Genomic DNA, 22,866 nt, shown 5'->3' on the forward strand with positions numbered 1-22,866 from the left:
CCCCTCGTCGTGACGGTGTGGATGTGGCACTGATGGCCCCTTTCGGGGCCATCTTTTTTTCAACGGCCCGCCTTACTGAAGCGCACAGTCCCGCGTGACCGGCGAGCCCAGCACCATGCCGTTGCCCATGCAGGCCACAATCACGGCGTCGCCCTTGCTGAGCCCTGCCGCCTCGTCTTTGGAGAGGCCGGAAATCGTGACCTGCTCGATAGGTCCGGCTTTCAGGTGGACCTGCGGTTGATCCAGCAGATCCGTCTGGATCATCGCTACTTCGCCGGCGATCAGCAGTGGCTTGCCCTTGTAGAGCACGTCCGCCGCGACCTCATTGGCCTGGTAGTCCAGATACAGCTGGCGCGCCGCAACTTCCACGGCAGCGGCCTGCGCTGTAGCCGTTTCGGTTGCGCTGTCCGGGTCAGCACGGATCTCGGCAGATGGCTGGCTCATCGCTCCGATGGCGCCCGCGAAGACCACGACCCCCATGAAGTACACCAGCGGCGACACGATCAACGACAGCAGAAGCTGGACAATTCCCTTGCCTGCGCCTCCCTTGGCCATCGCAACGACCGCAAGAATGAAGGCCACCAGATTGAGTGGCCAGCCAACAACGATGCCCAGCCCAGGGAACGGGATCAGGAAGCACAACCAGGCGATGCCCAGCATCAGCCATGCGGCGATTCCGGCGGGATTGGAGGATGGGAGGGGTGCGGCCGCTTTGTTCACGGGGCGTCCTGTAGGAAGTGGATATCAGCGCTCAGCCTGTCTGCTCTGTGGCGCCGGAAATGGGCACCGATCACATCTCATCCTGCCGACCCAGCCGATCGCCTGACGCGTGCTGGCGCCATGCCGCGTCGTCCACGCGGCGGTTGTTGGAGATCGCGTCGCGCTACGCGTCACGACTGGTCACTTCGCCTACATCGCATCGCTGCAATATCCGACATGCGTGAGCGCTTTCCGGGAAGCCATTCAACTGACGCGTTCAGCCCTACGGCGTTCGATGCATGGCCGGTAAGCTGAGCCCTTTGTAGACGGACCCATCCACATGGACTACCGCGTCACCGAAGCACACCGAAGTGAGTTCCCGCACCCGATCGCCCTGCACCCCGGCGACGCACTGCAGGTCGGCGAGCGTTATCAAGGGCCGGAAGGGTGGGACAACTGGTATCTGTGCCAGACGCCCGGGCAGGAGGCCGGCTGGGTGCCCGCACAGGTGATCGGCAGGAACATCCAGGGCGATGCCGTGGCAGCCGAGGCGTACTGCGCGCGCGAGCTGGATGTGGACGTGGGCCAACACGTGCGGGGGGAGCGCGTGCTCAATGGCTGGCTGTGGTGCGAGGTGGTGGGCGGTGATACGTCTGGTTGGGTGCCGTTGGGCGTATTGGCGCCGCTGACGCCCCGGTAGAGCCACCCCATGGGTGGCTGCCGTACCGGTCATGCGTAACCTGCAGCCACCCATGGGGTGGCTCTACCGGGCGCCAACAAAAAACCCGCCTTCCGGCGGGTTTTCTCGTACGGTCACAGCGCTGGATCAACCGATGATCTCGACACCGCCCATGTAGGGCTTGAGCGCATCCGGCACGGTGATGCTGCCGTCGGCGTTCTGGTAGTTCTCCATCACCGCGATCATCGCGCGGCCAACCGCCACGCCGGAGCCGTTGAGCGTGTGCAGCAGTTCGGGCTTGCTGGTTTCCGGGTTGCGCCAGCGGGCCTGCATGCGGCGCGCCTGGAAATCCCCGCAGTTCGAGCACGAGGAAATCTCGCGGTAGGTGTCCTGCGAGGGCAGCCACACTTCCAGGTCGTAGGTCTTGATCGCCGAGAAACCCATGTCGCCGGTGCACAGCAGCACCTTGCGATACGGCAGGCCGAGCTTTTCCAGCACCACTTCCGCGCAGCGGGTCATGCGCTGGTGTTCTTCATCGCTCTGCGCCGGGGTGCACGCGGCGACCAGTTCCACCTTCTCGAACTGATGCTGCCGGATCATGCCGCGCACGTCGCGGCCACCGCTGCCGGCTTCGGCACGGAAGCACAGCGAATGGGCGGTCATGCGCAGCGGCAGCTGCTCGGCGTCGATGATCTCATCGCGCACGATGTTGGTCAGCGGCACTTCCGAGGTCGGGATCAGGTAGCGCGTGGAATCTCCAACGGCGGTCTTGAACAGGTCGTCCTCGAACTTCGGCAGCTGGCTGGTACCACGCAGCGACTCGGCATTGACCAGCGCCGGCACATTGGTTTCCTCATAGCCATGCTCGCCGGTGTGCAGATCGAGCATGAACTGCGCCAGCGCACGGTGCAGGCGCGCGATCGGGCCACGCAGCACGGTGAAACGCGAGCCGGACAGCTTGGCGGCGGTCTCACCATCCAGCCAGCGGTTGCGGGCGCCCAGCTCGACGTGGTCAAGCACCGGGAAATCGAACGCGCGCGGGGTGCCCCAGCGCTTCTGTTCGACATTCTCGGATTCATCCTTGCCGGCCGGCACATCCTCGGCCGGCAGGTTCGGAATGCCCAGCGCGATCGCTTCGATCTTCTCGCGCAGCTCATCCAGGGCCACTTCCGAGGCCTTCAGCTCATCGGCGAACGCGGCCACCTCGGCCATGATCGCCGAGACATCTTCGCCCTTGGCCTTGGCCTGGCCGATGGCCTTGGAACGACTGTTGCGCAGGCTCTGCAGCTCCTGCGTGCGCACCTGGATACGCTTGCGATCGGCTTCCAGCGACTCCAGCCCGGAGACATCCAGCTCGAAGCCGCGCGAGGAGCGCAGGCGTTCGGCAAGGTCGGCGGGCTGTTGGCGGAGCAGGGCTGGATCGAGCATGGCGGCAGAGGGGTCTACGGATTCGGAGGGGGATTATCGCCTGTTATGCGTTTTTCTGCCGCCGGTTCATCCCGGGCGTGGCAGAATCGCGGTGATCCATACGGTATGCCCCATGTCTGCTTCCCGCTCGACTTCTGGCAAGAACATCACCTTCCACCTGCCCCGCCGCAGCCTCGTGATCGCCGCGATCGCCTTCGGCGTGGGCCTGCTGCTGTTCCTGGTGGTATGGCTGAGCAGCCGCAACAACGACTTCTACAAGGCCGACCCGGCCGCGCAGACCCCTGCCCAGGTGGCCGAGGTGGTACCGCTGCCCGAGCCGTTGGCTGCTGCCGCCGGCTCCAGCGACATGCCCGACGCCAAGGCCCCGCCAGCCAACGAGGAAAAGCCGCAGCTGGTCGAGACGGCCCCGCCGCCACCGCCGGCCGCCCCGGCGGCACCTGCCGCACCGGCTACCCCCACCGCGATGGCGCCGAGCGACCGCCCGCAGCCGATCGCCGACCAGTCGCCGCCGCCGAATTACCCGCCGGCCGCCTTGCGCCGCGGTGACAGTGGGACGGTAGTGGTGCGCGTGGATGTGGACGCCACTGGCTATCCCTCGGCCGTGACGTTGATCCAGCGCAGCGGTTCACGCGACCTTGACCGCGCGGCGTCCGATGCGGTGCGTCGCTGGCGTTTCCAGCCGGCGCAGAACAACGGTGTGCCAGTACCTGGCAGCCTGGAAGTGCCGTTCGACTTCACGCCGCAGTGATTCATCGCCGCCACGTGCGGCGATTGTGCAACGGCTCAGCAAACTGAACCTCGATGGGAATGCAGTCGTCGCGTTGACGTTGCGCTGACACATCCACAACCGGTCACGGGCAAGACTGCGAGTGTCACATCGACACCAGGAGTCAGCCATGAGTGTTACCCATGCCCCGGACATGCCCCATTCGCCGCAGCATCAGCGCGACGTGATCGATGAACCTCACCATCGCCGCACCTCGCCCTGGTTGTGGGTGGCGTTGATCGTGGCGATGTTCGCCGCCGCACTGGTATGGCTGCGCTATGCCACCCCGGGCGATACGAATGACGCGCCGGTGGGCCAGCGCATGTTGCCGGCCACCGAGACCGCCCCCGTGGCGACCGCGCCTGCCCCGGCTGCGCGACAGGCGGCACCGGCCGCCGAGCAGCGCAAGACGACGCCGGCCGTGCGCAACCGTGAGGCCCGCCCGCTGGCGAGCAATGCCAAGCCGGCCTACCCCCGCACCGCGCTGCGCAGCGGCGTGCAGGGCAGCGTGGTGGCCAGCCTCAACGTGGATACCCGTGGCCAGGTGACCGATGCCAGCATCGTGCAGCGCACCGGTACGCGTGACCGCGATCTGGATCGCGCCGTGCTGACCACCGTGCGCGACTGGAAGTTCGAGCCGGCCATGAATAACGGCCGCGCGGTGGCGAGCGTGGTGCGCGTTCCGGTGGATTTCCGTACCGAGCGCTAACGTGATGCGCTGAAGCGGGAACGAAAAGGGAGGCCAATGGCCTCCCTTTTTTTGCGCCGCATTTCTTTGTGCCGCAAGGAGCCGGACCGAACCCGGCGCTACCTCAGCCGGCGCGAAGCCCGAAACCCGCACCGGTCGCCAGGCCATCGAAGTCCGGGAAGGACGTCGCCACATTGGCGATGTCGTTTACCCGCACCTCGCCGCTGCTGAGCTGGCCGGCAATCGCGAAGGCCATCGCGATGCGGTGATCGCCGTGGCTCTCGATGGTGCCGCTGCCAAGCACGGCGCCGCCGTGGATCGTCGCGCCGTCATCGGTCTCATCCACCTGCACGCCCAGGGTGCGCAGGCCGGTTGCCATCGCAGCCAGACGATCCGATTCCTTGACCCGAAGTTCGGCCGCACCGCGCACCACGGTGTGGCCCTGCGCCGCTGCCGCCGCGACGAACAAGGCCGGGAACTCATCGATCATGTCCGGCACCAGCGCTTCGGGAATCTCGGCACCGTGCAGCGGTGCGTAGCGCACCACCAGATCGGCCACCGCTTCCCCACCCTGCTCGGCATGGTTTTCTTCGGTGATGTCCGCGCCCATCAGGCGCAGCGCCGCCAGCAGCCCGGTACGGCGCGGGTTGAGGCCCACCGCACGCAGGCGCAGCTCGGAACCCGGAATCACGCTCGCCGCCACCAGGAAGAACGCCGCCGAGGAGAAATCGGCCGGCACCACGATATCGGTCGGGCGCAGGCGCTGGCCGCCACGCAGGCGTGCCTTGCCCGGGGAGAACTCGATATCCACGCCGAACGCGCGCAGCATGCGTTCGCTGTAATCGCGGGTCGGGTGCGGCTCGGTGACAGACGTTTCGCCATCGGCATACAGACCGGCCAGCAGCACGGCGGATTTGACCTGCGCGCTGGCCACCGGCGAGGCGAACGCGATGCCGTGCAGCGCCTGGCCGCCATGCACGCGCAGCGGCGGCGTGCCATCGGCCTCGGTATCGATCTTCGCGCCCATCTCGGCCAGCGGACCGGTCACGCGGCGCATCGGGCGGCGCGACAGCGATTCATCGCCGACCATCACCGAGTCAAACGGTTGTGCAGCCAGCAGCCCGGCCAGCAGACGCATGCCGGTGCCGGCATTGCCGCAATCCAGCGGGGCGCCCGGTGCCTTCAGGCCATCCACGCCGACGCCGTGCACGATGCGCTGCGAGGGCGACGGCGTTTCAATGCGCACGCCCATCTGCGAGAAAATCGCGGCGGTGGCGCGCGTGTCTTCGCCCTCCAGGAAGCCATCGATGCGCGACACGCCATCGGCCAGCGCGGCAAACATCACCGAGCGATGCGAGACGGACTTGTCGCCGGGAATGGTCAGGCTGCCCTGCAGGGGCTGGCCCTTGCGGGCGATCCAGTACGGAGATGCGGTCATCGGAAATCCTATGGGGCGGGCCGCCGCGGCGGCGATGCAACGGTGTGCGGGAGGGGCCGCAGCGCCCACACGGGCGCCGGGCCGGGCGTAGCGCGCGAGGCGGCTACGCCGTTCGGATCAGGGCACGGCGACCGGATAGGAGCCGAGGATCTTGATCTGCGCCGAGTGGGCTTTCAGTTCGGCCAGGGCCGCCTGCATCGCGTCGTCCTCGACATGGCCGGCCAGATCGATGAAGAAGCCGTACTCCCACTTGGCGTTGTGCGAGGGCCGCGACTCGATCCGGTTCATGCTGATGCCATGCCGCGCGAACGGGCTGAGCACGTCGAACAGCGCACCGGGCTTGTCGTGGATGAACACGAGCACCGAGGTACGGTCATGGCCGGAGGTCGGGAAGATGTTGCGGCCGATGACCAGGAAACGCGTGGTGTTGTCCGCGTCGTTCTGGATCGGCTTGGTCACGACCTTCTTCAGGCCGTACACATGCCCGGCGCTCTCGCCACCGATCGCGGCGGCGTCATCGGCATTGCGCGCGCGGCGCGCACCTTCGGCATTGCTGGAGACCGGCACCTTCTCGGCCTTGGGCAGATTGGCACGCAGCCACGAGGAGGTCTGCATGAACGACTGCGGGTGGCCGTAGACACGCTCGACATCCTCCAGCCGGCCACTGCGCGACATCAGGTACTGCTGCACGCGCAGTTCCACTTCGCCGCAGATCTTCAGGTTGGAGGTCAGGAACATGTCCAGGGTGATCTGGATGGTGCCCTGCCCCGAGTTCTCCACCGGCACCACGCCGAAATCGGCGTTGCCCGCTTCCACTTCCTGGAACACTTCTTCGATGCTGGCCAATGGCAGGCCCAGCGCGGAGCGGCCGAAATGCTTGAGCACCGCCTGCTGGCTGAAGGTACCTTCCGGACCGAGGTAGCCGATCTTCAGCGGCTCCTGCTGGGCCAGGCAGGCCGACATGATTTCGCGATAGACGTGGACCAGCACTTCATCGCTGAGCGGGCCTTCGTTGCGGTCCACCACCATGCGCAGCACCTGCGCTTCGCGCTCGGGGCGGTAGTAATCCACGGCGGCAGCGAGCTTGCCCTTGGCCTTGCCGACCTGGTGGGCGAAGTTGGCGCGCTCGGCGATCAGCGCCTGGATGCTGCGGTCGATATGGTCGATCTTGGCGCGCACGTCCGACAGCACGGGCGCGGCAACGGCCGGCGCGGCGCCGCGCTTGGCGGCCTTGGCCTTCTTCGCGGGGGCAGCCCCCTTGGGCGGGGTCGGCGCCGGCTTGGCGGCCTTGGGCTTGGCGGGTTTGGTGGCCATCTGGGTTCCAAATGCAGTGGGGCGGCGAGCGCCCCGGGAAAAACGAATGCGTCAGCCGTTGCGCTGCTGGAAATCGCGCATGAAAGCGGCCAGCGCCTGCGCGCCCTCCACCGGCATGGCGTTGTACAACGAGGCGCGGATGCCGCCGACCGCCTTGTGACCCTTCAGCGCCAGCAGGCCGGCCGCTTTGGATTCACTGACGAAACGCGTAGTGAGCGTGTCGTCTGGCAGGAAGAACGGGATGTTCATGCGCGAGCGTGCGGCCGGCACGACCTCATTGCGGTAGAAACCGCCGGACTGGTCGATCGCCCCGTAGATCAGGCCCGACTTGACCGCATTGCGGCGCGCGAATTCCTCCACGCCGCCTTCGGCCAGCATCCACTGGAACACCAGCCCGGCCAGGTACCAGTTCCAGGTGGGCGGGGTGTTGAGCATGGAATCGCGGGCGACGTGCGAGCGGTAATCGAAGATGTCCGCGCGCGGCTGGCCGCTGCGCTCGAGCAGGTCGCGGCGCACGATCACCACCGACACGCCGACCGGGCCCAGGTTCTTCTGCGCGCCGGCATAGATCAGGCCGTACCTGCTGACATCCAGCGGCTCGCTGGCGATCGAAGAGCTGAAATCGGCGAACAGCGGCACCTCGCCCACGTCCGGGGTGTCACGGAACTCGACCCCGTGGATGGTTTCGTTGGCGGTGATGTGCACGTAGGCCGCGTCATCGGAGAGCTGCCAGCGGGCGCGCGCCGGGATGTCGTGGAAGCCGTTGGCTTCGCTGCTCGCGGCGACGTTGACCGTGACGTAAGGGCTGACCTGCTTGATCGCGGTCTTGCCCCAGTGCCCGGTGAGCACGTAATCCACGGTCTGGCCAGGCTGGGCGAAGTTGAGCGCGAGCAGAGCCTGCTGGGTGGTGGCGCCACCGGCCAGGAACATCACCGCGTAGTCGTCCGGGATGCCGATCAGGCGACGCAGATCGGCCTCGGCCTGGGCGGCGACGGCCATGAACTCCGGGCCGCGGTGGCTCATTTCGACAATGGAGGCGCCCGCGCCGTTCCACTCCAACATCTCTTCCTGCGCCTGGCGCAGGACCGATTCCGGCAACGTTGCAGGGCCGGCACTGAAATTGAACGCGCGCGTCATGTCACACCTATGAGGCAAGACCCCTAGTATGCCGCAGCGCACCAGCCTTTAGGCCTTGCAGGACAAGGCGAATTTGGTTGCAAACGAATCTATCCAGGGCCCGGCTGTCTGCCAGAGCCACCGCCATATGTCTGGAGGCGAGCCCCCTGAGTCAGGGGGCGCCGCGACGCGGCGGGGTCTGGAAGCAATGTCACGCGGGGGCCCGTGGTTTGCGTAGCAAATCACGGGGCGTCAGCGCGGATGCGATGACGTTTACCGCGCCCCGAACCAGAGCAGCCCGCTGAGCGCTGCGGCCAGCAGCAACGCACTGGCCAGCAGCCACGGCCAGCGGCTCACCCGCTTGGGCGCAGCCACCGGTTCCGGGCGCTGACGTGCGTCGAAGCCATCGTCCTCTTCTTCGATCATGATGCGCTTGCGGCCGTCGTGCGGCACTTCGAGCACGAAGCGGTGCTGGGCATCGAAGACCAGCTGGTCGCCGGGCTGCAGCCAGCAATGGCGAACGGTGATGCCATTGACCCGCGTCGACTCGCCGGCGCCCAGATCGCGCAGCAGCAGACGCTCGCCGTGCTGCTCCAGGCGGGCGTGCTGTTCGGCGAAGGCAGGGTCGTCGATGACGATGTCCGCCTCCGGCCCCCGCCCGATCACGCGCGGGCGATCCAGGGTGAAGCTGCGCCCGTGGTGCTGGCCGCCGACCCCGCGCAACAGGCGCTGGTCGTCGCCGCCATCATCGCTGCGCGGGGGCGCATGGACGACAGCCTCGCAATCGCCCTGCACCACCATCTCCACGCCATCGGCGTAGACAGCGTCACCGGCGCGCAGCAGCGCCATCCGGCGCACCGGGCGGCCGTTGACGTGGATGCCACGGATCCCGTTGGCGACCTGCAGCCACAGGCCACGGTCGTCCAGGCAGAACTGGGCCAGCAACAAGGTGCCGGGCGTGTCATCGCCAAGCCGGACGGTGCCCGATGCATGACGCACGATGCGCTGCACCCCGGGCCGCAGGGGCTGGTCGGGATGTTGGCGTTGAGTAAAGTGAACTAGCAGGTTCTGCACGCGGCGCAGCCTAGCAGGTTGAATGTCAGGGAAGAAGAAGTGTGACGCAGACCTTGGAGTTGTGCCTGAGGATGCGCACAATGCACGCCCAAATCCGCGCTGTTGTCCGCCAGGAGGCTGTATGTCCACCATCGATATCCGTCACGCCCACACCCTGCCCGCCGAAAATGCGCGCAAAGCCATCGAAGAAGTCGCCGCCAAACTGTCTGAACGTTTCGGCCTGGAGTCCAACTGGGTGGGCGATGTGCTGAACTTCAACGGCTCCGGCGTGGATGGCGCGATCGCGCTGCAGCCCGGCCAGGTGCAGGTCACCGCCAAGCTCGGCTTCCTGCTGTCGGCCATGAAGGGCATGGTGGAAAGCGAGATCCAGCGCGTGCTCAAGGAAAAGCTCGGCTGAACCGACGTCCGGCCCGGCGCCACAACGGCGTCGGCCATCACATCGCTTGAAGCCGGCGATGCATACGATCCAAGGGTGTCCACCCAAGGGATCGCCCCATGAATGCACCCAACGATTTCGACGATCGCATCCCCGGCGAGAAGCCCTCGCTGCAGGATCAGGCCGAGCGCTTCTCGCGCAAGCTGACCGATTCGGCCCAGCAGATCTGGCTGGCCGGCCTGGGCGCCTTCGGGCGTGCGCAGGCCGAAGGCAGCCGTGTCTTCGACAACCTGGTCAAGGAAGGCGAGAACATCGAGGCCCGCAACCGCGAGCAGACCGGCGATACGCCGCGCTGGCGCGACAATGTCGAAGAACACCTCGGCGAGGCCCGCGAAAAGGCCAGCGGCACCTGGGACAAGGTGGAGAAGGCGTTCGATGATCGGGTCCAGGGCGTGCTCAAGCGCCTGCACATCCCGACCGCCGAGGACGTCGCCGCGCTCAATGCCCGGATCGACGCACTCAACACCCGGGTCAACCGTGCCGAGGCCCGCAATGCCTCGCCGTCAGGTGCGCCGTCCCCGGGCACTCACCAGTCGCCGACCTCCGACGCCTGACCGCCTCCGTCGATTGTTGCAAAGCAGCACAACTTTGTTGACAATCGAAACCGACCCGCCAATCGCTTCCACCGCCGTTTGTTCCCTCCCTTCACGGCTCTGGATTGGCGGGTTTTTTGTGGGCTCTCGATCCGCGGATCGTCCAAAGTGAGACGGCCGTCACCGACGTGACCACCCGACGCACGGCCAGTGCAAAAACGACGCGCCGCAGACGTGCAAAGGCGCATATAAACTGTCTATCGCACTTCCCTGTTCATATCCCCCTGCATGCTCTCCTGGATTCTGGCCCTGCTGTTGGCCCTCATCGTCTGGTTCCTGGCCACGGCCTACTTGTGGCTGATCAAACGGAAGCAGAAGGAGACCCAGCTTGGCCTGAATGCCTTGGCGGGCATGCACTGGCGCGAGTTTTCCCTGATCGTCCGGCGGGCGATGCACGAGCAACGCGGCCTGCAGGATGTGCCGGAAGAGACCGCCGACAGCCGCGAACCGCGCAGCGATTTCCTGATGCACGACGGTCCGCAGCGCTGGCTGCTCTCCTGCAAGCATGGCCGCGCCTACCGGATCGGCACGGCGGCAGTGAACGAGCTGGGCGCCGCCGCGCGCCTGGCCGGTGCCCGTGGCGGCATCCTGATCACCGAAGGCAAGGTTGAGCGCGACGGTCGCAGCGCTGCTGAAAAGCAGAGCGTCGAGGTTCTCGATGGCCCGCTGCTGTGGCCGTTGTTGAAGCCCTATCTGCCGGGCGACATGGAAGCCCGTGTCGAGGCCGGTGCCCGTGGCGAGGCGCTTCGGCGTATCTCGATCGCGGCACTGGGCGCGGCGACGTTGGGCCTGATGGTCGGGCTGGGCTCGCTGACCGCCGGGCTGGAAAAGGAATGGGCCAACGACGAAACCGCCACGGCCGACGCACCGCCCACTGCGGCTGCGACGCCAGCCCCGGTAGCCACTGGGACCGCTGAAAATCGCGCTGCCGATGACCCCCTGTCTGCAATGGAAGCGAACCCGGACAACGCCACGCTGGACCGCTATCAGCAGGAATTGTCGCGCAAGGTCGCCACCCATCCCGGCGTGGCCAGTGGCATCTGGCTGACCCGCCAGACGCTGGCGATCAACCGCACCGGCGAGATCGAGGCGATCTGGCCGCTGATCTGCGATGAAGTCACCCGCTACCCGGCGCTGCGCACGGTGCGCATCCAGCTCAACCCGCGCCCGGGCGTGGATGAGCCGGTCCGCTGGCGGCAGTGCACCACGCTGTAAGGCTCAGCGCGCGCCTGGCGAGAACCGGGCAACCAGATCGTAGGCATCGCCCAGGAACATCTGCCGCACGCAGGTGATCGGCTGCTCGCCGCGCCAGGTGAGGCGGTCGATGACCAGGCACGCTGTGCCGGGTTTGACCTGCAGCAGCGTCGCTGCCGCCTCATCCGCGCCCCAGGCACTGATCCGATGCTGCGCGCGCGTCCAGGAGACGTTCTGCAACAGCCAGCTGCCCGGTGCCGTGGTCTCGAAATCCACCTCCAGCACCTCCGGCACGCCGACCGGGCTGATCAAGCGGTGCTCCAGCGCCAGCGGCCGGCCATCGGCCAGATGCAGGCAGCGGATCGCCAGCAACTTCTCACTGCCGGACAGCGCGGTTTCTTCGGCCACGTGCTCACGCGGCAGCCGGTAGGCGCGCTCCAGCAACTGGTAGCCATACACATGGCCACGCGCCTGCACCGCCATCGCGATGTCGGGAATCTCCAGCGCCACCTGTTCCAGGTGCGGCGGCTGGCGCGCGACAAATGAGCCCGCACGCCGGCGGCGTTCGATCATGCCGCTCTCGGCCAGTGCAGTCAGCACCTTGTTCACGGTCATCCGCGAGCAGCCGTACTGCTCCATCAGTTCGTGTTCGTAGGGGATGCGGAAGCCAGGCTCCCACTGTCCACTGAGGATGCGGCTTTCCAGATCAGCACGGATGCGCTGATTGAGGGTTGCTGCTTTCTTGCCCGTCACTCTGGATTCCTGCATGGGAGGGTCGGATCAGACCCTCAACAACGGTCGAAGTGCCGCGGCGAACCGTGCGGCCACCGCCTCGCGTTGCGGGTGGCGACCATCACGGACCAACTGGCGCCCTTGGCGCCACACCGATCGCACGGCGCCATTACGTGCGGCGAACACCCAGCTGTCAAGCAAGGCATCGCCGTCGCGGGCGATCAGCGCCGGGTGGTCCGGATCGAGTTCGACGAGATCGGCCGGTGCACCTGCCTGCAGCCCGGTGGCCACGCCCAGGGCCTGCGCAGCACCGTTCAACGACTGTTCGTACAGCCAGCGGCCGGTGGACTGCCCATCGCCCGGAGCCAGCACGTTGCGCCCGCGCAGCTGCAGGCGCTGGCCGTACTCGAGCAGGCGCAGCTCTTCGGCCGCGTCGATCAGCACGTTGGAATCCGAGCCCACGCCGAACCGGCCACCGGCACGCGCGAAGGCCTGCACCGGGAACAGGCCGTCGCCCAGGTTCGCCTCGGTGATCGGGCACAGCCCGGCCACCGCACGGCTGGCCACGATCTGCTGCATCTCCGCCTCGGTGATGTGGGTGGCATGCACCAGACACCAGCGCGCATCCACCGGCGCGTGTTCGTACAGCCACTGCACCGGGCGCATGCCGCTCCAAGCGACGCAGGCATCGACCTCGCGGGTCTGTTCGGCGATGTGGATGTGGACGGGCCCGGTGGTGAGCGGCAGCAGCGCCGACAGTTCCTCGCCGGTCACCGCGCGCAGGCTGTGCGGGGCGAAACCGAGCACCGCATCGTCCTGGCCCTGCAGCGCGCGCGTGCAGCGCTGCAGCAGCTCGGCAAAGCCGTCGACGTCGTGGATCAAACGGCGCTGGGCCGGGTTCGGCGCGGCGCCACCGAAATCGGCATGCGCGTAGAACACCGGCAACAAGGTCAGGCCGATGCCACTCGAGTGGGCGGCGGCCGCGATACGGTCGGCCATCTCGGCACGGTTGGCATACGGCACGCCGTCCGGGCCATGGTGCAGATAGTGGAACTCGCCGACCCGGGTGAAGCCGGATTCCAGCATTTCCACATAGGCCTGCTCGGCGATCGCCTGCATGGCCTCGGGTTGCAGATGCGCCAGGAAGCGGTACATGAGCTCACGCCAACTCCAGAAGCTGTCGCCGCTGTTGCCGCCGATCTCGGTCAGTCCGGCCATGCCGCGCTGGAAAGCGTGGCTGTGCAGGTTGCCCAGACCGGGCAGCGCGATCGCCAATGGGGTATCGCCCGGCGCGGCTGACACACCTTCGGTCACCTCGAGGAGCGTGCCACCCTGGCTGAGGATGCGCACGTCGCGCGCCCAGCCGTGTGGCAGCAGCGCGTGGGCAGCGTGGAAACAAAGGATCGGTGCGGGCGTGGCTGGCATCACTGGACATCCCGGAAGAGGCGCCTATATTGTATAGACATATACACCGATGTGGTTGCTGCCATGCACTGTGACACCCTCTGGTACCACGCCAACCTGATCACCGTCGATGGCCCGGGCCTCGGCGTGATCGAGGATGGCATCGTCGCCGCGACCGATGGGCGCATCGTGCATGTCGGTGCGGCCGGTTCTGCCGATCACCTGCAGCCCGCCCAGCGCATCGACTGCGCCGGGCGCTGGATCAGCCCCGGTCTGATCGACTGCCACACCCACCTGGTCTATGCCGGCAACCGCGCGGGCGAGTTCGAGCAGCGCCTGCAGGGCGTGAGCTATGCCGACATCGCCCGCGCCGGCGGCGGCATCGTCTCCACCGTGCGCGCCACCCGCGCCGCCAGCGAGGCCGACCTGCTCGCCGCCAGCCTGCCCCGGCTGGATGCCATGCTGGCCGAAGGCATCACCACGCTCGAAATCAAATCCGGTTACGGGTTGACCCTGGCTGACGAGACCAAGCAGCTGACCGTCGCGCGCGAACTGGGCCGCCAGCGCGCGGTCGAGATCGTGCCGACCTTCCTGGGCGCGCATGCGATCCCGCCGGGCCGCGAAGCGCAGGAGTACATCGACGAGGTCTGCAAGGTCATGATTCCTGCCGTCGCGGCGGCAGGGCTGGCCGAGGCGGTGGACGTGTTCTGCGAGAACATCGCCTTCAGCGCCGCGCAGGCCGAGCAGGTCTTCGTCGCCGCGCAGCAACACGGGCTGGCGATCAAGATCCATGCCGAGCAGCTCAGCAATCAGCACGGTGCCGCCCTGGCGGCACGTCACGGCGCACTGTCGGCCGACCATATCGAACACCTCGATGCCGACGGCATCGCCGCCATGCGCAGCGCCGGCACCGTGGCCGTGCTGCTGCCGGGCGCGTTCTATTTCACCCGCGATACCACCCTGCCCCCGATCGCCGACCTGCGCGCGGCCGGCGTGCCGCTGGCGCTGGCCACCGATTCCAATCCCGGCACGTCGCCGCTGACCAGCCCGCTACTGGCGATGAACATGGCCGCCACCCTGTTCCGCATGACGGTGGCGGAGTGCATCGCCGGCTTCACCCGTGAAGCGGCACGCGCCCTTGGTCGGCAGGACCGGATCGGCCGGCTCGCCGTCGGCCTGGACTGCAATCTCGCCCTGTGGGACATCGAGGCGCCTGCCGACCTCGTCTACCGCATGGGCTTCAACCCCCTGCACGGCCGCGTGATGCGCGGCCAACCCGTTTGAATCTAGTGATGTCTGGAGATTTCATGAGCACTACCCTGACCCTGCACCCCGGCGCCGTCACGCTGGCGCAATGGCGCGCGATCCATGACGGCGCGCGGGTGCGGCTGGACCCGGCCTCGGCCGAGGCGGTGCTGCGCAGTGCGCAGACCGTGGCCGACATCGTCGCCAAGGGCGCTCCGGTGTACGGCATCAACACTGGCTTCGGCAAGCTGGCCAGCGTGCGCATCGAGCGCGACGACCTGGAAACCCTGCAGCGCAATATCGTGCTCTCGCATGCGGCCGGCGTCGGCGAGCCCATGCCGGCCCCCGTGGTGCGCCTGATGATGGCGTTGAAGCTGGCCAGCCTGGCGCAGGGCGCCTCCGGTATCCGCCCGCAGACGCTGGCCTTGCTGGAAGCCTTCCTGCAGCACGACTTCATTCCGGTAATTCCATGCCAGGGCTCGGTCGGTGCCTCCGGCGATCTGGCTCCGCTTTCGCACCTGGCCAGCGTGATGATCGGCGTCGGCGAAGCCTTCGTGGCGGGCGAGCGCCTGCCGGCGGCCGAGGCGCTGACCAAGGTCGGCCTGGCCCCGCTGGTGCTGGGCGCGAAGGAAGGCCTGGCCCTGCTCAACGGCACCCAGTACTCCACCGCCTATGCACTGGCCGGTCTGTTCGCGATCGATACCGTGTTCCGCGCGGCGCTGGTCACCGGCGCGCTGTCGGTGGAAGCGGCCAAGGGCTCTGACACCCCGTTCGACCCGCGCATCCACAGCATCCGTGGCCAGCGCGGACAGATCGCCACCGCCGCCGCGCTGCGCACCCTGATGCAGGGCTCGGCGATCCGCGAATCGCACCGCGACAACGACGTGCGCGTGCAGGATCCGTACTGCCTGCGCTGTCAGCCGCAGGTAATGGGCGCCGCGTTCGACGTGATGCGCCAGGCCGCCACCACGCTGGCGATCGAAGCCAACGGCGTGTCCGACAATCCGCTGGTGTTCACCGATACCAACGAGGCGCTGAGCGGTGGCAACTTCCACGCCGAGCCGGTCGCTTTCGCGGCGGACATGCTGGCGATGGCCGTGTGCGAGATCGGCTCGATCAGCGAGCGCCGCACCGCAATGCTGGTCGACCCGGCCCTGTCCGGGCTGCCCGCGTTCCTCACCCCGAAGCCCGGCTTGAATTCCGGCTTCATGATTCCGCAGGTCACTGCCGCAGCGCTGGTCTCGGAAAACAAGCAGCGCGCCTACCCGGCCAGCGTCGACTCGATCCCGACCTCGGCCAACCAGGAAGACCACGTCTCGATGGCCGCACACGGTGCGCGCCGTCTGATGGCGATGGCCGAGAACGCGGCCAACGTGATCGGCATCGAGCTGCTCGCCGCTGCACAGGGCTGCGATTTCCATGCCCCGCTGCGCTCCAGCGATGCACTGGAAGCGGTGCGCCAGCGCCTGCGCGCGCAGGTGCCGACGCTGGAAGACGACCGTTACTTCCACCCGGACATGGTGGCCGCGACCGACCTGGTGCGCAGTGGTGTGCTGGCTGAGGGGCTGGCTGACATCCTGCCGCCGTTGGAGCCGCTGGCATGACGACCCAACCGGATTGGCTGCAGATCCACCGCGGCGATGTGCCGTTGATCGTCAGCTTCCCGCACACCGGCACCGAGCTGCCCGATGCACTGGCCGCGCAGTTCGTGTCGCCGTGGCTGGCCCGCCGCGACGCCGACTGGTGGGTGCATGAGCTGTACGGTTTCGCGCAGCAGATGGGCGCCACGACGGTGCGCACCGCGGTGTCGCGCTCGGTCATCGACGTCAATCGCGACCCCAGCGGCACCTCGCTGTACCCGGGCCAGAACACCACCGGCCTGTGCCCGCTGACCACCTTCGACAACCAGCCGCTGTACCGCGATGGCCACGGCCCGGACGAGGCGGAGATCGCGCGCCGCCGCGATACCTGGTTCGCGCCCTACCACGACGCCCTCGCCGCGGAGATCGCGCGCCTGCGTGCCCTGCACGGCACCGTGGTGGTGTATGACGCGCACTCGATCCGCTCGCACATCCCGCACCTGTTCGATGGCCAGCTGCCGCAGTTCAACCTCGGTACCAACGGCGATACCACCTGCGACAACGCCCTGACCGATGTGGTCGACAACCTGTGTGCGATGAGCGGCATGAGCCATGTGCGCAACGGCCGCTTCAAGGGCGGCTACATCACCCGCCATTACAGCGACATCCCCGGCGGCGTGCACACGCTGCAGATGGAGCTGGCCTGCCGCGGCTACATGCACGAGCCCGAGGCCGTGGATGAGCACAGCTGGCCCACGCCATTGGATCCCGATCACGCCGCCCCGCTGCGCGCCACGCTGCAGCAGGTGCTCGATGCCTGTCTCGACTTCGCTACGTCCCGGAGTGCTGCATGACCCGTCTCGATTCCACCCGCACCATCCTCGCCCCGACCGGCACCACACTCACCTGCAAGAGCTGGCTGACCGAAGCCCCGCTGCGCATGCTGATGAACAACCTGCACCCGGACGTGGCCGAGCGCCCGCAGGAGCTGGTGGTCTACGGCGGCATCGGCCGCGCCGCGCGCGACTGGGAGAGCTACGACAAGATCATCGAGACCCTGCAGCGGCTCGAGGATGACCAGACCATGCTGGTGCAGTCCGGCAAGCCGGTCGGCGTGTTCCGCACCCACGTCGATGCCCCGCGCGTGCTGATCGCCAACTCCAACCTGGTGCCGCGCTGGGCCAACTGGGACCACTTCAACGAACTCGATAAGAAGGGCCTGGCCATGTACGGCCAGATGACCGCCGGCAGCTGGATCTATATCGGCGCCCAGGGCATCGTGCAGGGCACTTACGAAACGTTCGTGGAGATGGGCCGCCAGCATTACAACGGCAGCCTGGCCGGCAAATGGCTGTTCACCGGCGGGCTGGGCGGCATGGGCGGCGCGCAGCCGCTGGCCGCGGTGATGGCCGGCGCCTCGTGCCTGGCGGTGGAATGCCGCAAGAGCAGCATCGAGATGCGCCTGCGCACCGGGTATCTGGACACCTGGACCGACGACCTCGACGAAGCGCTGCGTCTGATCGAGGAATCCTGCACCGCGAAGAAGCCGCTCTCGGTCGGCCTGCTCGGCAACGTCGCCGACGTGCTCGACGAGCTGCTGATCCGCGGCGTGAAGCCGGACCTGCTGACCGACCAGACCTCCGCGCACGACCCGGTCAACGGTTACCTGCCGCAGGGTTGGACGGTGGAAGAATGGGACGCCAAGCGCGTCTCCGCGCCGAAGGAAGTGGAAGCGGCCGCACGCGAATCGATGGCCAACCACATCCGCGCCATGCTCGGTTTCCACTCGCTCGGCGTACCGACGGTGGACTACGGCAACAACCTGCGCCAGATGGCGCTGGAAGAAGGCGTGGAAGATGCCTTCGACTTCCCCGGCTTCGTGCCCGCCTACATCCGCCCGCTGTTCTGCCGCGGCATCGGCCCGTTCCGCTGGGCCGCGCTGAGCGGCGATCCGGAGGACATCGCCAAGACCGATGCGAAGGTCAAGGAGCTGATCCCGGACAACCCGCACCTGCACCGATGGCTGGACATGGCCGCCGAGAAGATCAAGTTCCAGGGCCTGCCCGCGCGCATCTGCTGGGTCGGCCTGGGCGATCGTGATCGACTCGGTCTGGCGTTCAACGAAATGGTCGCCAATGGCGAGCTGAAGGCGCCGGTGGTGATCGGCCGCGATCATCTGGATTCGGGCAGCGTCGCCTCGCCCAACCGCGAAACCGAGGCCATGCAGGACGGCTCCGATGCCGTCTCCGACTGGCCGCTGCTCAACGCCCTGCTCAACACCGCCAGCGGTGCCACCTGGGTATCGCTGCACCACGGCGGCGGCGTCGGCATGGGCTTCTCGCAGCATTCGGGCATGGTCATCGTCTGCGACGGCACCGAAGCGGCGGCCAAGCGCATCGCGCGCGTGCTGTGGAACGACCCGGCCACGGGCGTGATGCGGCATGCCGACGCGGGGTATGCGATCGCGGTGGACTGCGCGAAGGAAAAGGGGCTGGATCTGCCTGGGATTCTGGGCTGATGCGGGTGGGCCCCGGCCGACGGTCGGGGCCTTTCACGACCGGGGGTGACTTCCGCCGCATTGACCGGGGTGCCAGCGCTTCCTACTGTGCGGGCTCACCCACGAGGATGCCCGCAATGCGTCGTTTCGCCTTTGTCGCGGTCCTGCTGCTCGCGGTATCGACGCCGTCCGGCGCCACTCGTGCCGATGACCTCGACGCTCGGATCTCCCGGCAGCTCCATGCCAACGCGGAGCGCTATGGCATCGCCGGGCAGTCGGTGCTGATACGGCACAACGGCGCGCTTCTCGCGCAGGCCGTCGCCGGAGAGGCCGACGTCACCACGCATCGGGCGGTGACCGCCGAAACGGTGTTCAATGCTTACTCCCTGGCCAAACTGCTGGTCAGCGCTCTGGTCATGCAACGGGTGGAGGCCGGCAGGGTCGAGCTGGATGCACCGGCCAGCCGCTATCTTCCCGATCTGCCCGAGGCCTGGCAGGCGATCACCGTGCGGCAGTTCCTCAACCATGCGTCCGGCGTTCCCGAGTACTTCCAGTATCGGGATGGTGAGGTGATCACCTCGCAGGGCAACCGCCGCTTCCAGGCCACGCCGGCAGAGGTGTTCAAGGAACTTGCCGGGGCGCCGCTCCAGTTCACGCCGGGTACCGCCAACCGGTACACGCAGACCAACTATCTGGTCCTCACCGCGCTGTTGGAAGCGCAATACCAGCAGCCCTATGCGCAGATCGTCCGAGACCGCGTGCTGCGACCGCTGTCGATGACGCATACCTCGCTTGGCCCGGCGACGGATGCGCGCCACGAGATCGCCATCGCCTACATCGGCAAGCAGGGCGCCCTGCAGCGCGAAGACGACATCGCCTGGCCATCCTATGCCTACGGGCATGCCGCGCTGCATACCACCGTCGGTGATCTGGACCGCTTCCTGCTGGCCCTGACCCGTGGTGAGCTGGTGGGTCGTGCCACGCTGCAGCAGCTGTGGCAGCCACAGCTGCTGAGCAGCGGACAACGCAGCGGCTTCTCCACGGGTTGGGAATTCGAAGAAAGCGGCGACTACCGCTTCGTGGGGCATGACGGTGGCACGCGGGTACGGGCGCGGATAGCCTTCATGGACGGCTTGGGCGGGGATACCTACAGCTTCATCTACCTCACCAACGGCAGTGCGAAGAATGTGTGGTCGCGCACGCTGGTGGACAGCACCATGGCGGTGGTGGCCCCGATGCAGTTCCCTCGGGAGGCCCTGTCGGAAACGCTGATCACCTACGCGTTGGAGCCCCAGACGGCCGCACGCACAACCGCGTTGCGACAGTGGCTCATCACTACCGGGCGCGGTGATCAGCCGATGCTGGAGCAGGACATCAACCGCGTGGGCTACGCGGTGGCCGAGAACCTGGGCCATGCCACCGCGCTGCCGCTGTTCGCCTTCAACGCGACGCTGTTCCCGCGCTCGGCCAATGCCTGGGACAGCCTGGCAGAAACGTATGCCGCCTTGGGCGACGCGAAGCAGGCCGAACGGCTGTACGCCAAGTCGAAGGCGCTGGCAGCGGCCCGGTAATGCCGGCCGCTGGCCGGCAGCCACCGAAATAACACGTAGTGCCGGCCGCTGGCCGGCAGCCAGGCAATCATGGTTCTCACGCGACGGGATCGCGTAGATCCTGGCGAGCCGGCCAGCGGCCGGCACTACGGACATCCCGCCGTCGGCGTTCGTCACCCATACGCCCCACAAGGGTGACGAACACGCAACATCCTGTTAACTTGCGCGCCCCACATTAAGTTGACAGGGTGCCACGGCGACGTGGGCGCTGTCGGCACTGATACCGCGCACGAATGACTACCCCCCCGAATCGCTCCACCGCCCCTGCCCTGTCCCTGCTCACCGCCGCCCTGCTGGCGAGCCTTGCCGCCTCCGACACCGCCCATGCCGCGCCCGCCGGTCAGGCGGTCACCCTGGACGCGGTCAACGTCACCGCCGCCGATGCCACCGAGGCTGCGCGCCGCGCACTCGACCGGGTCCCCGGCGCAGGTAACGTTGTCGATATGACGCAGGTCGGCCAGGGCCGCGTCGCCGGCACGGCCGATGTGCTGGCCTATCAGCCCGGTATCAGCGCGCAGAGCGCCGGCAATGAAGGCGTCAAGGTCTCCATCCGCGGCTCGGGCCTCAACCGCGCGCCGGGTGCGCATGCCTCCGGCCTGTCGGTCTCGCTGGATGGCTTGCCGCTGACCGGCCCGGGTGGCACGCCCTACGAGCTGCTGGAACCGCTGTGGCTGAGCCGCGTGGAGGTCCTGCGCGGTGCCAACGGGTTCGAGCGCGGCGCGCTGGCCTTGGGCGGTGCGATCAATTACATCACCCGCGGCGGCCGCGATACGCCGGGGCTGGAGCTGCACTACGAAGCCGGCGCACGCGGGTACCAGAAGCGAGGCATCAGCGTCGGCGGCGTGCACGACGCTGTCGACTATTTCCTGGCCTACACCGATACCGAGTACGACGGCTATCAGCAGCACGCGGCCGGCAAGGGCAAAGGTGCGGTGGCCAACCTCGGCTGGCAGCTCACCCCGGATCTCGAAACGCGCTTCTTCCTGCGCTACCGCGAAACCGATCACGAAACCCCGGGGCGCCTGACCCGCGCGCAGATCCGCAACGATCCCCGCGCAGCCAATCCGGCCAACCTGGCGATCGACGCGCGCCGCCCGCAGCCGGGCACCATCTGGGTCGGCAACACCACCACCTACACGATCGATGAAGACTCGTCGCTGCAGGCCGGCCTCGTGTATCACACGTACCCGATGGACTTGAACGAGAGCCTGTACCGCCAGCAGCTGGACTACGCCAACCTCAACGGCACGCTCGACTACCGCCGCCGGCACGCGCTGTTCGGGCATGACAGCGTGACCACGATCGGCCTGCGCATCACCCACGATCTGGATGCCAACGTGCGCGAGACCCTGCGCTTTTCCAGCAACGGGTATGCGGCCGGCACGCACACCCGCGACTTTGAGCATTACGGCACCGACAGCGTGCTCCACGTCGGCAATGATCTGGCGCTGAGCGAGACGCTGCGCCTGCAGACCGGGCTGGCGTTGATCCACACCCGCCGCGATGTGCAGGTCACCTGGCCAGCGACGCCGGAGAAGCTGTCCGAGCGCCAGTGGGATTACGCGCCGCGGCTGGGCTTCACCTGGCAGCAGACGCCGCAGACGCAGTGGTTCGGCAACCTGAGCCGCTCGGTGGAACCGGCGCACCCGTGGTCGATGATCTGGGGTTCCAACCAGTACTTCGCCGCCGGCAATGGCGCCTCGACCGGCCGCCAGCGCGCGCCGGTGCAGCTCGATAACCAGACCGCGACCACGCTGGAACTGGGTGCGCGCGGCGACAGCGCACTCGGCCGCTGGGAGCTGACCGGCTATTACGCGCGCCTCAACCACGAACTGCTCACCGTGGAAGTGCAACCGGTGCCGAACCTGTTCATCGCCGAATCCAACGCCAGCCCGACCGTGCACCGCGGCATCGAAGCTGGTCTGGACAGTGCGCTGTGGCAGGGCGTCGGCGGGCGGCTGTCATTGCGCCAGGCCTACACCTTCAGCGACTTCCGCTACCGCGATGATGCGCGCTTCGGCAGCAATCGCCTGCCCGGCCTGCCGCGCCACTACTACCAGGCCGAACTGCGCTACGACCACCCGGCCGGCTTCTACGCCGGCCTCAACACCGAGTACGCGTCGAAAATGTTCGTCGACTATGCCAACAGCATGGCCGCCGACAGCCACGTGATCTTCGGCACCCGCATCGGCTACGACGCCCCCGGTGGCCGCTGGCAGGCCTGGGCGGAACTACGCAACCTGAGCGACCGCCACTACGCCGCCACGGTCACCCCGGGCTACGACGACGCAGGCCGGGATGTGGCCCGTTCGACGCCGGGTGATGGGCGTGGTGTGTATGCCGGGGTGCGCTGGCGCTTCGACTGACGTCGTT

Annotated in this window: 20 protein-coding genes; 12 read left to right on the forward strand and 8 right to left on the reverse strand. The window is 67.5% G+C overall.

What is annotated here, in order from left to right; translation table 11 throughout:
- Positions 1-72 precede the first annotated feature (72 nt).
- On the reverse strand, positions 73-720 hold the full coding sequence (locus tag K4043_RS03985) for an OB-fold putative lipoprotein (RefSeq protein WP_265308281.1): 648 nt from the start codon (positions 718-720) through the stop codon (positions 73-75).
- Positions 721-1,039: 319 nt separating this feature from the next.
- Here K4043_RS03985 and K4043_RS03990 point away from each other — a divergent pair, with 319 nt between their 5' ends.
- A complete protein-coding gene (locus K4043_RS03990) occupies positions 1,040-1,399 on the forward strand; it encodes an SH3 domain-containing protein (protein WP_265308282.1) in 360 nt (119 codons plus the stop codon).
- Between the two features lie 126 nt (positions 1,400-1,525).
- On the opposite strand, the gene serS is transcribed toward K4043_RS03990, so the two are convergent.
- Positions 1,526-2,806: a serine--tRNA ligase gene (gene serS, locus K4043_RS03995; protein ID WP_265308283.1), complete on the reverse strand. Its 1,281-nt coding sequence runs from the start codon at positions 2,804-2,806 to the stop codon at positions 1,526-1,528.
- Between the two features lie 112 nt (positions 2,807-2,918).
- Between serS and K4043_RS04000 the strand changes: the two genes are divergently transcribed.
- Both K4043_RS04000 and K4043_RS04005 read left to right on the forward strand, forming a co-directional pair.
- Positions 2,919-3,554: an energy transducer TonB gene (locus K4043_RS04000; RefSeq protein ID WP_123729616.1), complete on the forward strand. Its 636-nt coding sequence runs from the start codon at positions 2,919-2,921 to the stop codon at positions 3,552-3,554.
- Between the two features lie 148 nt (positions 3,555-3,702).
- Positions 3,703-4,281 carry an energy transducer TonB gene (locus K4043_RS04005; RefSeq protein ID WP_265308284.1) on the forward strand — a complete coding sequence of 193 codons (579 nt, stop codon included), beginning with the start codon at positions 3,703-3,705 and terminating at the stop codon, positions 4,279-4,281.
- Positions 4,282-4,384: 103 nt separating this feature from the next.
- Here the strand turns inward: K4043_RS04005 and aroA are convergent, their stop codons facing one another.
- The 4 genes from aroA to K4043_RS04025 form a co-directional block, all read right to left on the reverse strand.
- Positions 4,385-5,698 carry a 3-phosphoshikimate 1-carboxyvinyltransferase gene (aroA, locus tag K4043_RS04010; protein ID WP_265308285.1) on the reverse strand — a complete coding sequence of 438 codons (1,314 nt, stop codon included), beginning with the start codon at positions 5,696-5,698 and terminating at the stop codon, positions 4,385-4,387.
- Positions 5,699-5,815: 117 nt separating this feature from the next.
- A complete protein-coding gene (gene pheA / locus K4043_RS04015) occupies positions 5,816-7,012 on the reverse strand; it encodes a prephenate dehydratase (protein ID WP_123729619.1) in 1,197 nt (398 codons plus the stop codon).
- A 51-nt stretch (positions 7,013-7,063) separates the two neighbouring features.
- Positions 7,064-8,149 (reverse strand): 3-phosphoserine/phosphohydroxythreonine transaminase, encoded by a 1,086-nt coding sequence (serC, locus tag K4043_RS04020; RefSeq protein WP_265308286.1) that lies wholly within the window; start codon positions 8,147-8,149, stop codon positions 7,064-7,066.
- A 252-nt stretch (positions 8,150-8,401) separates the two neighbouring features.
- Positions 8,402-9,202, reverse strand: coding sequence for an FHA domain-containing protein (locus tag K4043_RS04025; RefSeq protein ID WP_265308287.1), 801 nt, complete (start codon positions 9,200-9,202; stop codon positions 8,402-8,404).
- 121 nt (positions 9,203-9,323) lie between these two features.
- Between K4043_RS04025 and K4043_RS04030 the strand changes: the two genes are divergently transcribed.
- The 3 genes from K4043_RS04030 to K4043_RS04040 all read left to right on the forward strand — a co-directional run bounded on the left by K4043_RS04030 (position 9,324) and on the right by K4043_RS04040 (position 11,446).
- On the forward strand, positions 9,324-9,599 hold the full coding sequence (locus tag K4043_RS04030) for a polyhydroxyalkanoic acid system family protein (RefSeq protein ID WP_123729622.1): 276 nt from the start codon (positions 9,324-9,326) through the stop codon (positions 9,597-9,599).
- A 98-nt stretch (positions 9,600-9,697) separates the two neighbouring features.
- On the forward strand, positions 9,698-10,192 hold the full coding sequence (locus tag K4043_RS04035; protein WP_123729623.1) for a phasin family protein: 495 nt from the start codon (positions 9,698-9,700) through the stop codon (positions 10,190-10,192).
- A gap of 267 nt (positions 10,193-10,459) precedes the next feature.
- Positions 10,460-11,446, forward strand: a complete 987-nt coding sequence (locus K4043_RS04040; RefSeq protein ID WP_265308288.1) for a restriction endonuclease — start codon at positions 10,460-10,462, stop codon at positions 11,444-11,446.
- 3 nt (positions 11,447-11,449) lie between these two features.
- Here K4043_RS04040 and hutC read toward each other — a convergent pair whose 3' ends face one another.
- Both hutC and K4043_RS04050 read right to left on the reverse strand, forming a co-directional pair.
- Complete coding sequence (gene hutC, locus K4043_RS04045) at positions 11,450-12,178, reverse strand: histidine utilization repressor (RefSeq protein ID WP_123729625.1); 729 nt, start codon at positions 12,176-12,178, stop codon at positions 11,450-11,452.
- 27 nt (positions 12,179-12,205) lie between these two features.
- On the reverse strand, positions 12,206-13,582 hold the full coding sequence (locus tag K4043_RS04050) for a formimidoylglutamate deiminase (protein WP_265308289.1): 1,377 nt from the start codon (positions 13,580-13,582) through the stop codon (positions 12,206-12,208).
- Positions 13,583-13,645: 63 nt separating this feature from the next.
- On the opposite strand from K4043_RS04050, the gene hutI reads away from it, so the two are divergent.
- From hutI to K4043_RS04080, 6 genes are all read left to right on the forward strand, one after another.
- Positions 13,646-14,845 carry an imidazolonepropionase gene (gene hutI / locus K4043_RS04055; protein WP_265308290.1) on the forward strand — a complete coding sequence of 400 codons (1,200 nt, stop codon included), beginning with the start codon at positions 13,646-13,648 and terminating at the stop codon, positions 14,843-14,845.
- Between the two features lie 23 nt (positions 14,846-14,868).
- The gene (gene hutH / locus K4043_RS04060; protein WP_265308291.1) at positions 14,869-16,410 is read left to right on the forward strand and encodes a histidine ammonia-lyase; all 1,542 of its coding nucleotides are present in this window, start codon (positions 14,869-14,871) and stop codon (positions 16,408-16,410) included.
- Complete coding sequence (gene hutG / locus K4043_RS04065; RefSeq protein ID WP_265308292.1) at positions 16,407-17,240, forward strand: N-formylglutamate deformylase; 834 nt, start codon at positions 16,407-16,409, stop codon at positions 17,238-17,240. Before hutH ends, hutG begins: the two co-directional genes overlap by 4 nt.
- A complete protein-coding gene (gene hutU / locus K4043_RS04070; RefSeq protein ID WP_265308293.1) occupies positions 17,237-18,904 on the forward strand; it encodes a urocanate hydratase in 1,668 nt (555 codons plus the stop codon). The genes hutG and hutU overlap by 4 nt, the downstream gene beginning before the upstream one ends.
- A gap of 116 nt (positions 18,905-19,020) precedes the next feature.
- Positions 19,021-20,454: a serine hydrolase domain-containing protein gene (locus tag K4043_RS04075; RefSeq protein WP_265308294.1), complete on the forward strand. Its 1,434-nt coding sequence runs from the start codon at positions 19,021-19,023 to the stop codon at positions 20,452-20,454.
- 272 nt (positions 20,455-20,726) lie between these two features.
- Positions 20,727-22,859 carry a TonB-dependent receptor gene (locus K4043_RS04080; RefSeq protein ID WP_265308295.1) on the forward strand — a complete coding sequence of 711 codons (2,133 nt, stop codon included), beginning with the start codon at positions 20,727-20,729 and terminating at the stop codon, positions 22,857-22,859.
- The last annotated feature ends 7 nt before the right edge of the window (positions 22,860-22,866 follow it).

It is taken from the genome of Stenotrophomonas sp. SRS1 (assembly GCF_026130205.1).
Classification (GTDB): Bacteria; Pseudomonadota; Gammaproteobacteria; order Xanthomonadales; family Xanthomonadaceae; genus Stenotrophomonas; species Stenotrophomonas rhizophila_B.

Excerpts from the sequence above, each read along its gene's own strand:
- K4043_RS04050 (WP_265308289.1), bottom strand. The coding sequence starts at position 13,582 with ATGCCAGCCACGCCCGCACCGATCCTTTGTTTCCACGCTGCCCACGCG.
- serC (WP_265308286.1), bottom strand. The coding sequence starts at position 8,149 with ATGACGCGCGCGTTCAATTTCAGTGCCGGCCCTGCAACGTTGCCGGAA.
- pheA (WP_123729619.1), bottom strand. The coding sequence starts at position 7,012 with ATGGCCACCAAACCCGCCAAGCCCAAGGCCGCCAAGCCGGCGCCGACC.
- hutI (WP_265308290.1), top strand. The coding sequence starts at position 13,646 with ATGCACTGTGACACCCTCTGGTACCACGCCAACCTGATCACCGTCGAT.
- K4043_RS04005 (WP_265308284.1), top strand. The coding sequence starts at position 3,703 with ATGAGTGTTACCCATGCCCCGGACATGCCCCATTCGCCGCAGCATCAG.
- K4043_RS04040 (WP_265308288.1), top strand. The coding sequence starts at position 10,460 with ATGCTCTCCTGGATTCTGGCCCTGCTGTTGGCCCTCATCGTCTGGTTC.
- K4043_RS04080 (WP_265308295.1), top strand. The coding sequence starts at position 20,727 with ATGACTACCCCCCCGAATCGCTCCACCGCCCCTGCCCTGTCCCTGCTC.
- K4043_RS04035 (WP_123729623.1), top strand. The coding sequence starts at position 9,698 with ATGAATGCACCCAACGATTTCGACGATCGCATCCCCGGCGAGAAGCCC.
- K4043_RS03990 (WP_265308282.1), top strand. The coding sequence starts at position 1,040 with ATGGACTACCGCGTCACCGAAGCACACCGAAGTGAGTTCCCGCACCCG.
- aroA (WP_265308285.1), bottom strand. The coding sequence starts at position 5,698 with ATGACCGCATCTCCGTACTGGATCGCCCGCAAGGGCCAGCCCCTGCAG.
- K4043_RS04000 (WP_123729616.1), top strand. The coding sequence starts at position 2,919 with ATGTCTGCTTCCCGCTCGACTTCTGGCAAGAACATCACCTTCCACCTG.
- hutG (WP_265308292.1), top strand. The coding sequence starts at position 16,407 with ATGACGACCCAACCGGATTGGCTGCAGATCCACCGCGGCGATGTGCCG.
- K4043_RS04075 (WP_265308294.1), top strand. The coding sequence starts at position 19,021 with ATGCGTCGTTTCGCCTTTGTCGCGGTCCTGCTGCTCGCGGTATCGACG.
- serS (WP_265308283.1), bottom strand. The coding sequence starts at position 2,806 with ATGCTCGATCCAGCCCTGCTCCGCCAACAGCCCGCCGACCTTGCCGAA.
- hutH (WP_265308291.1), top strand. The coding sequence starts at position 14,869 with ATGAGCACTACCCTGACCCTGCACCCCGGCGCCGTCACGCTGGCGCAA.
- K4043_RS04030 (WP_123729622.1), top strand. The coding sequence starts at position 9,324 with ATGTCCACCATCGATATCCGTCACGCCCACACCCTGCCCGCCGAAAAT.
- hutU (WP_265308293.1), top strand. The coding sequence starts at position 17,237 with ATGACCCGTCTCGATTCCACCCGCACCATCCTCGCCCCGACCGGCACC.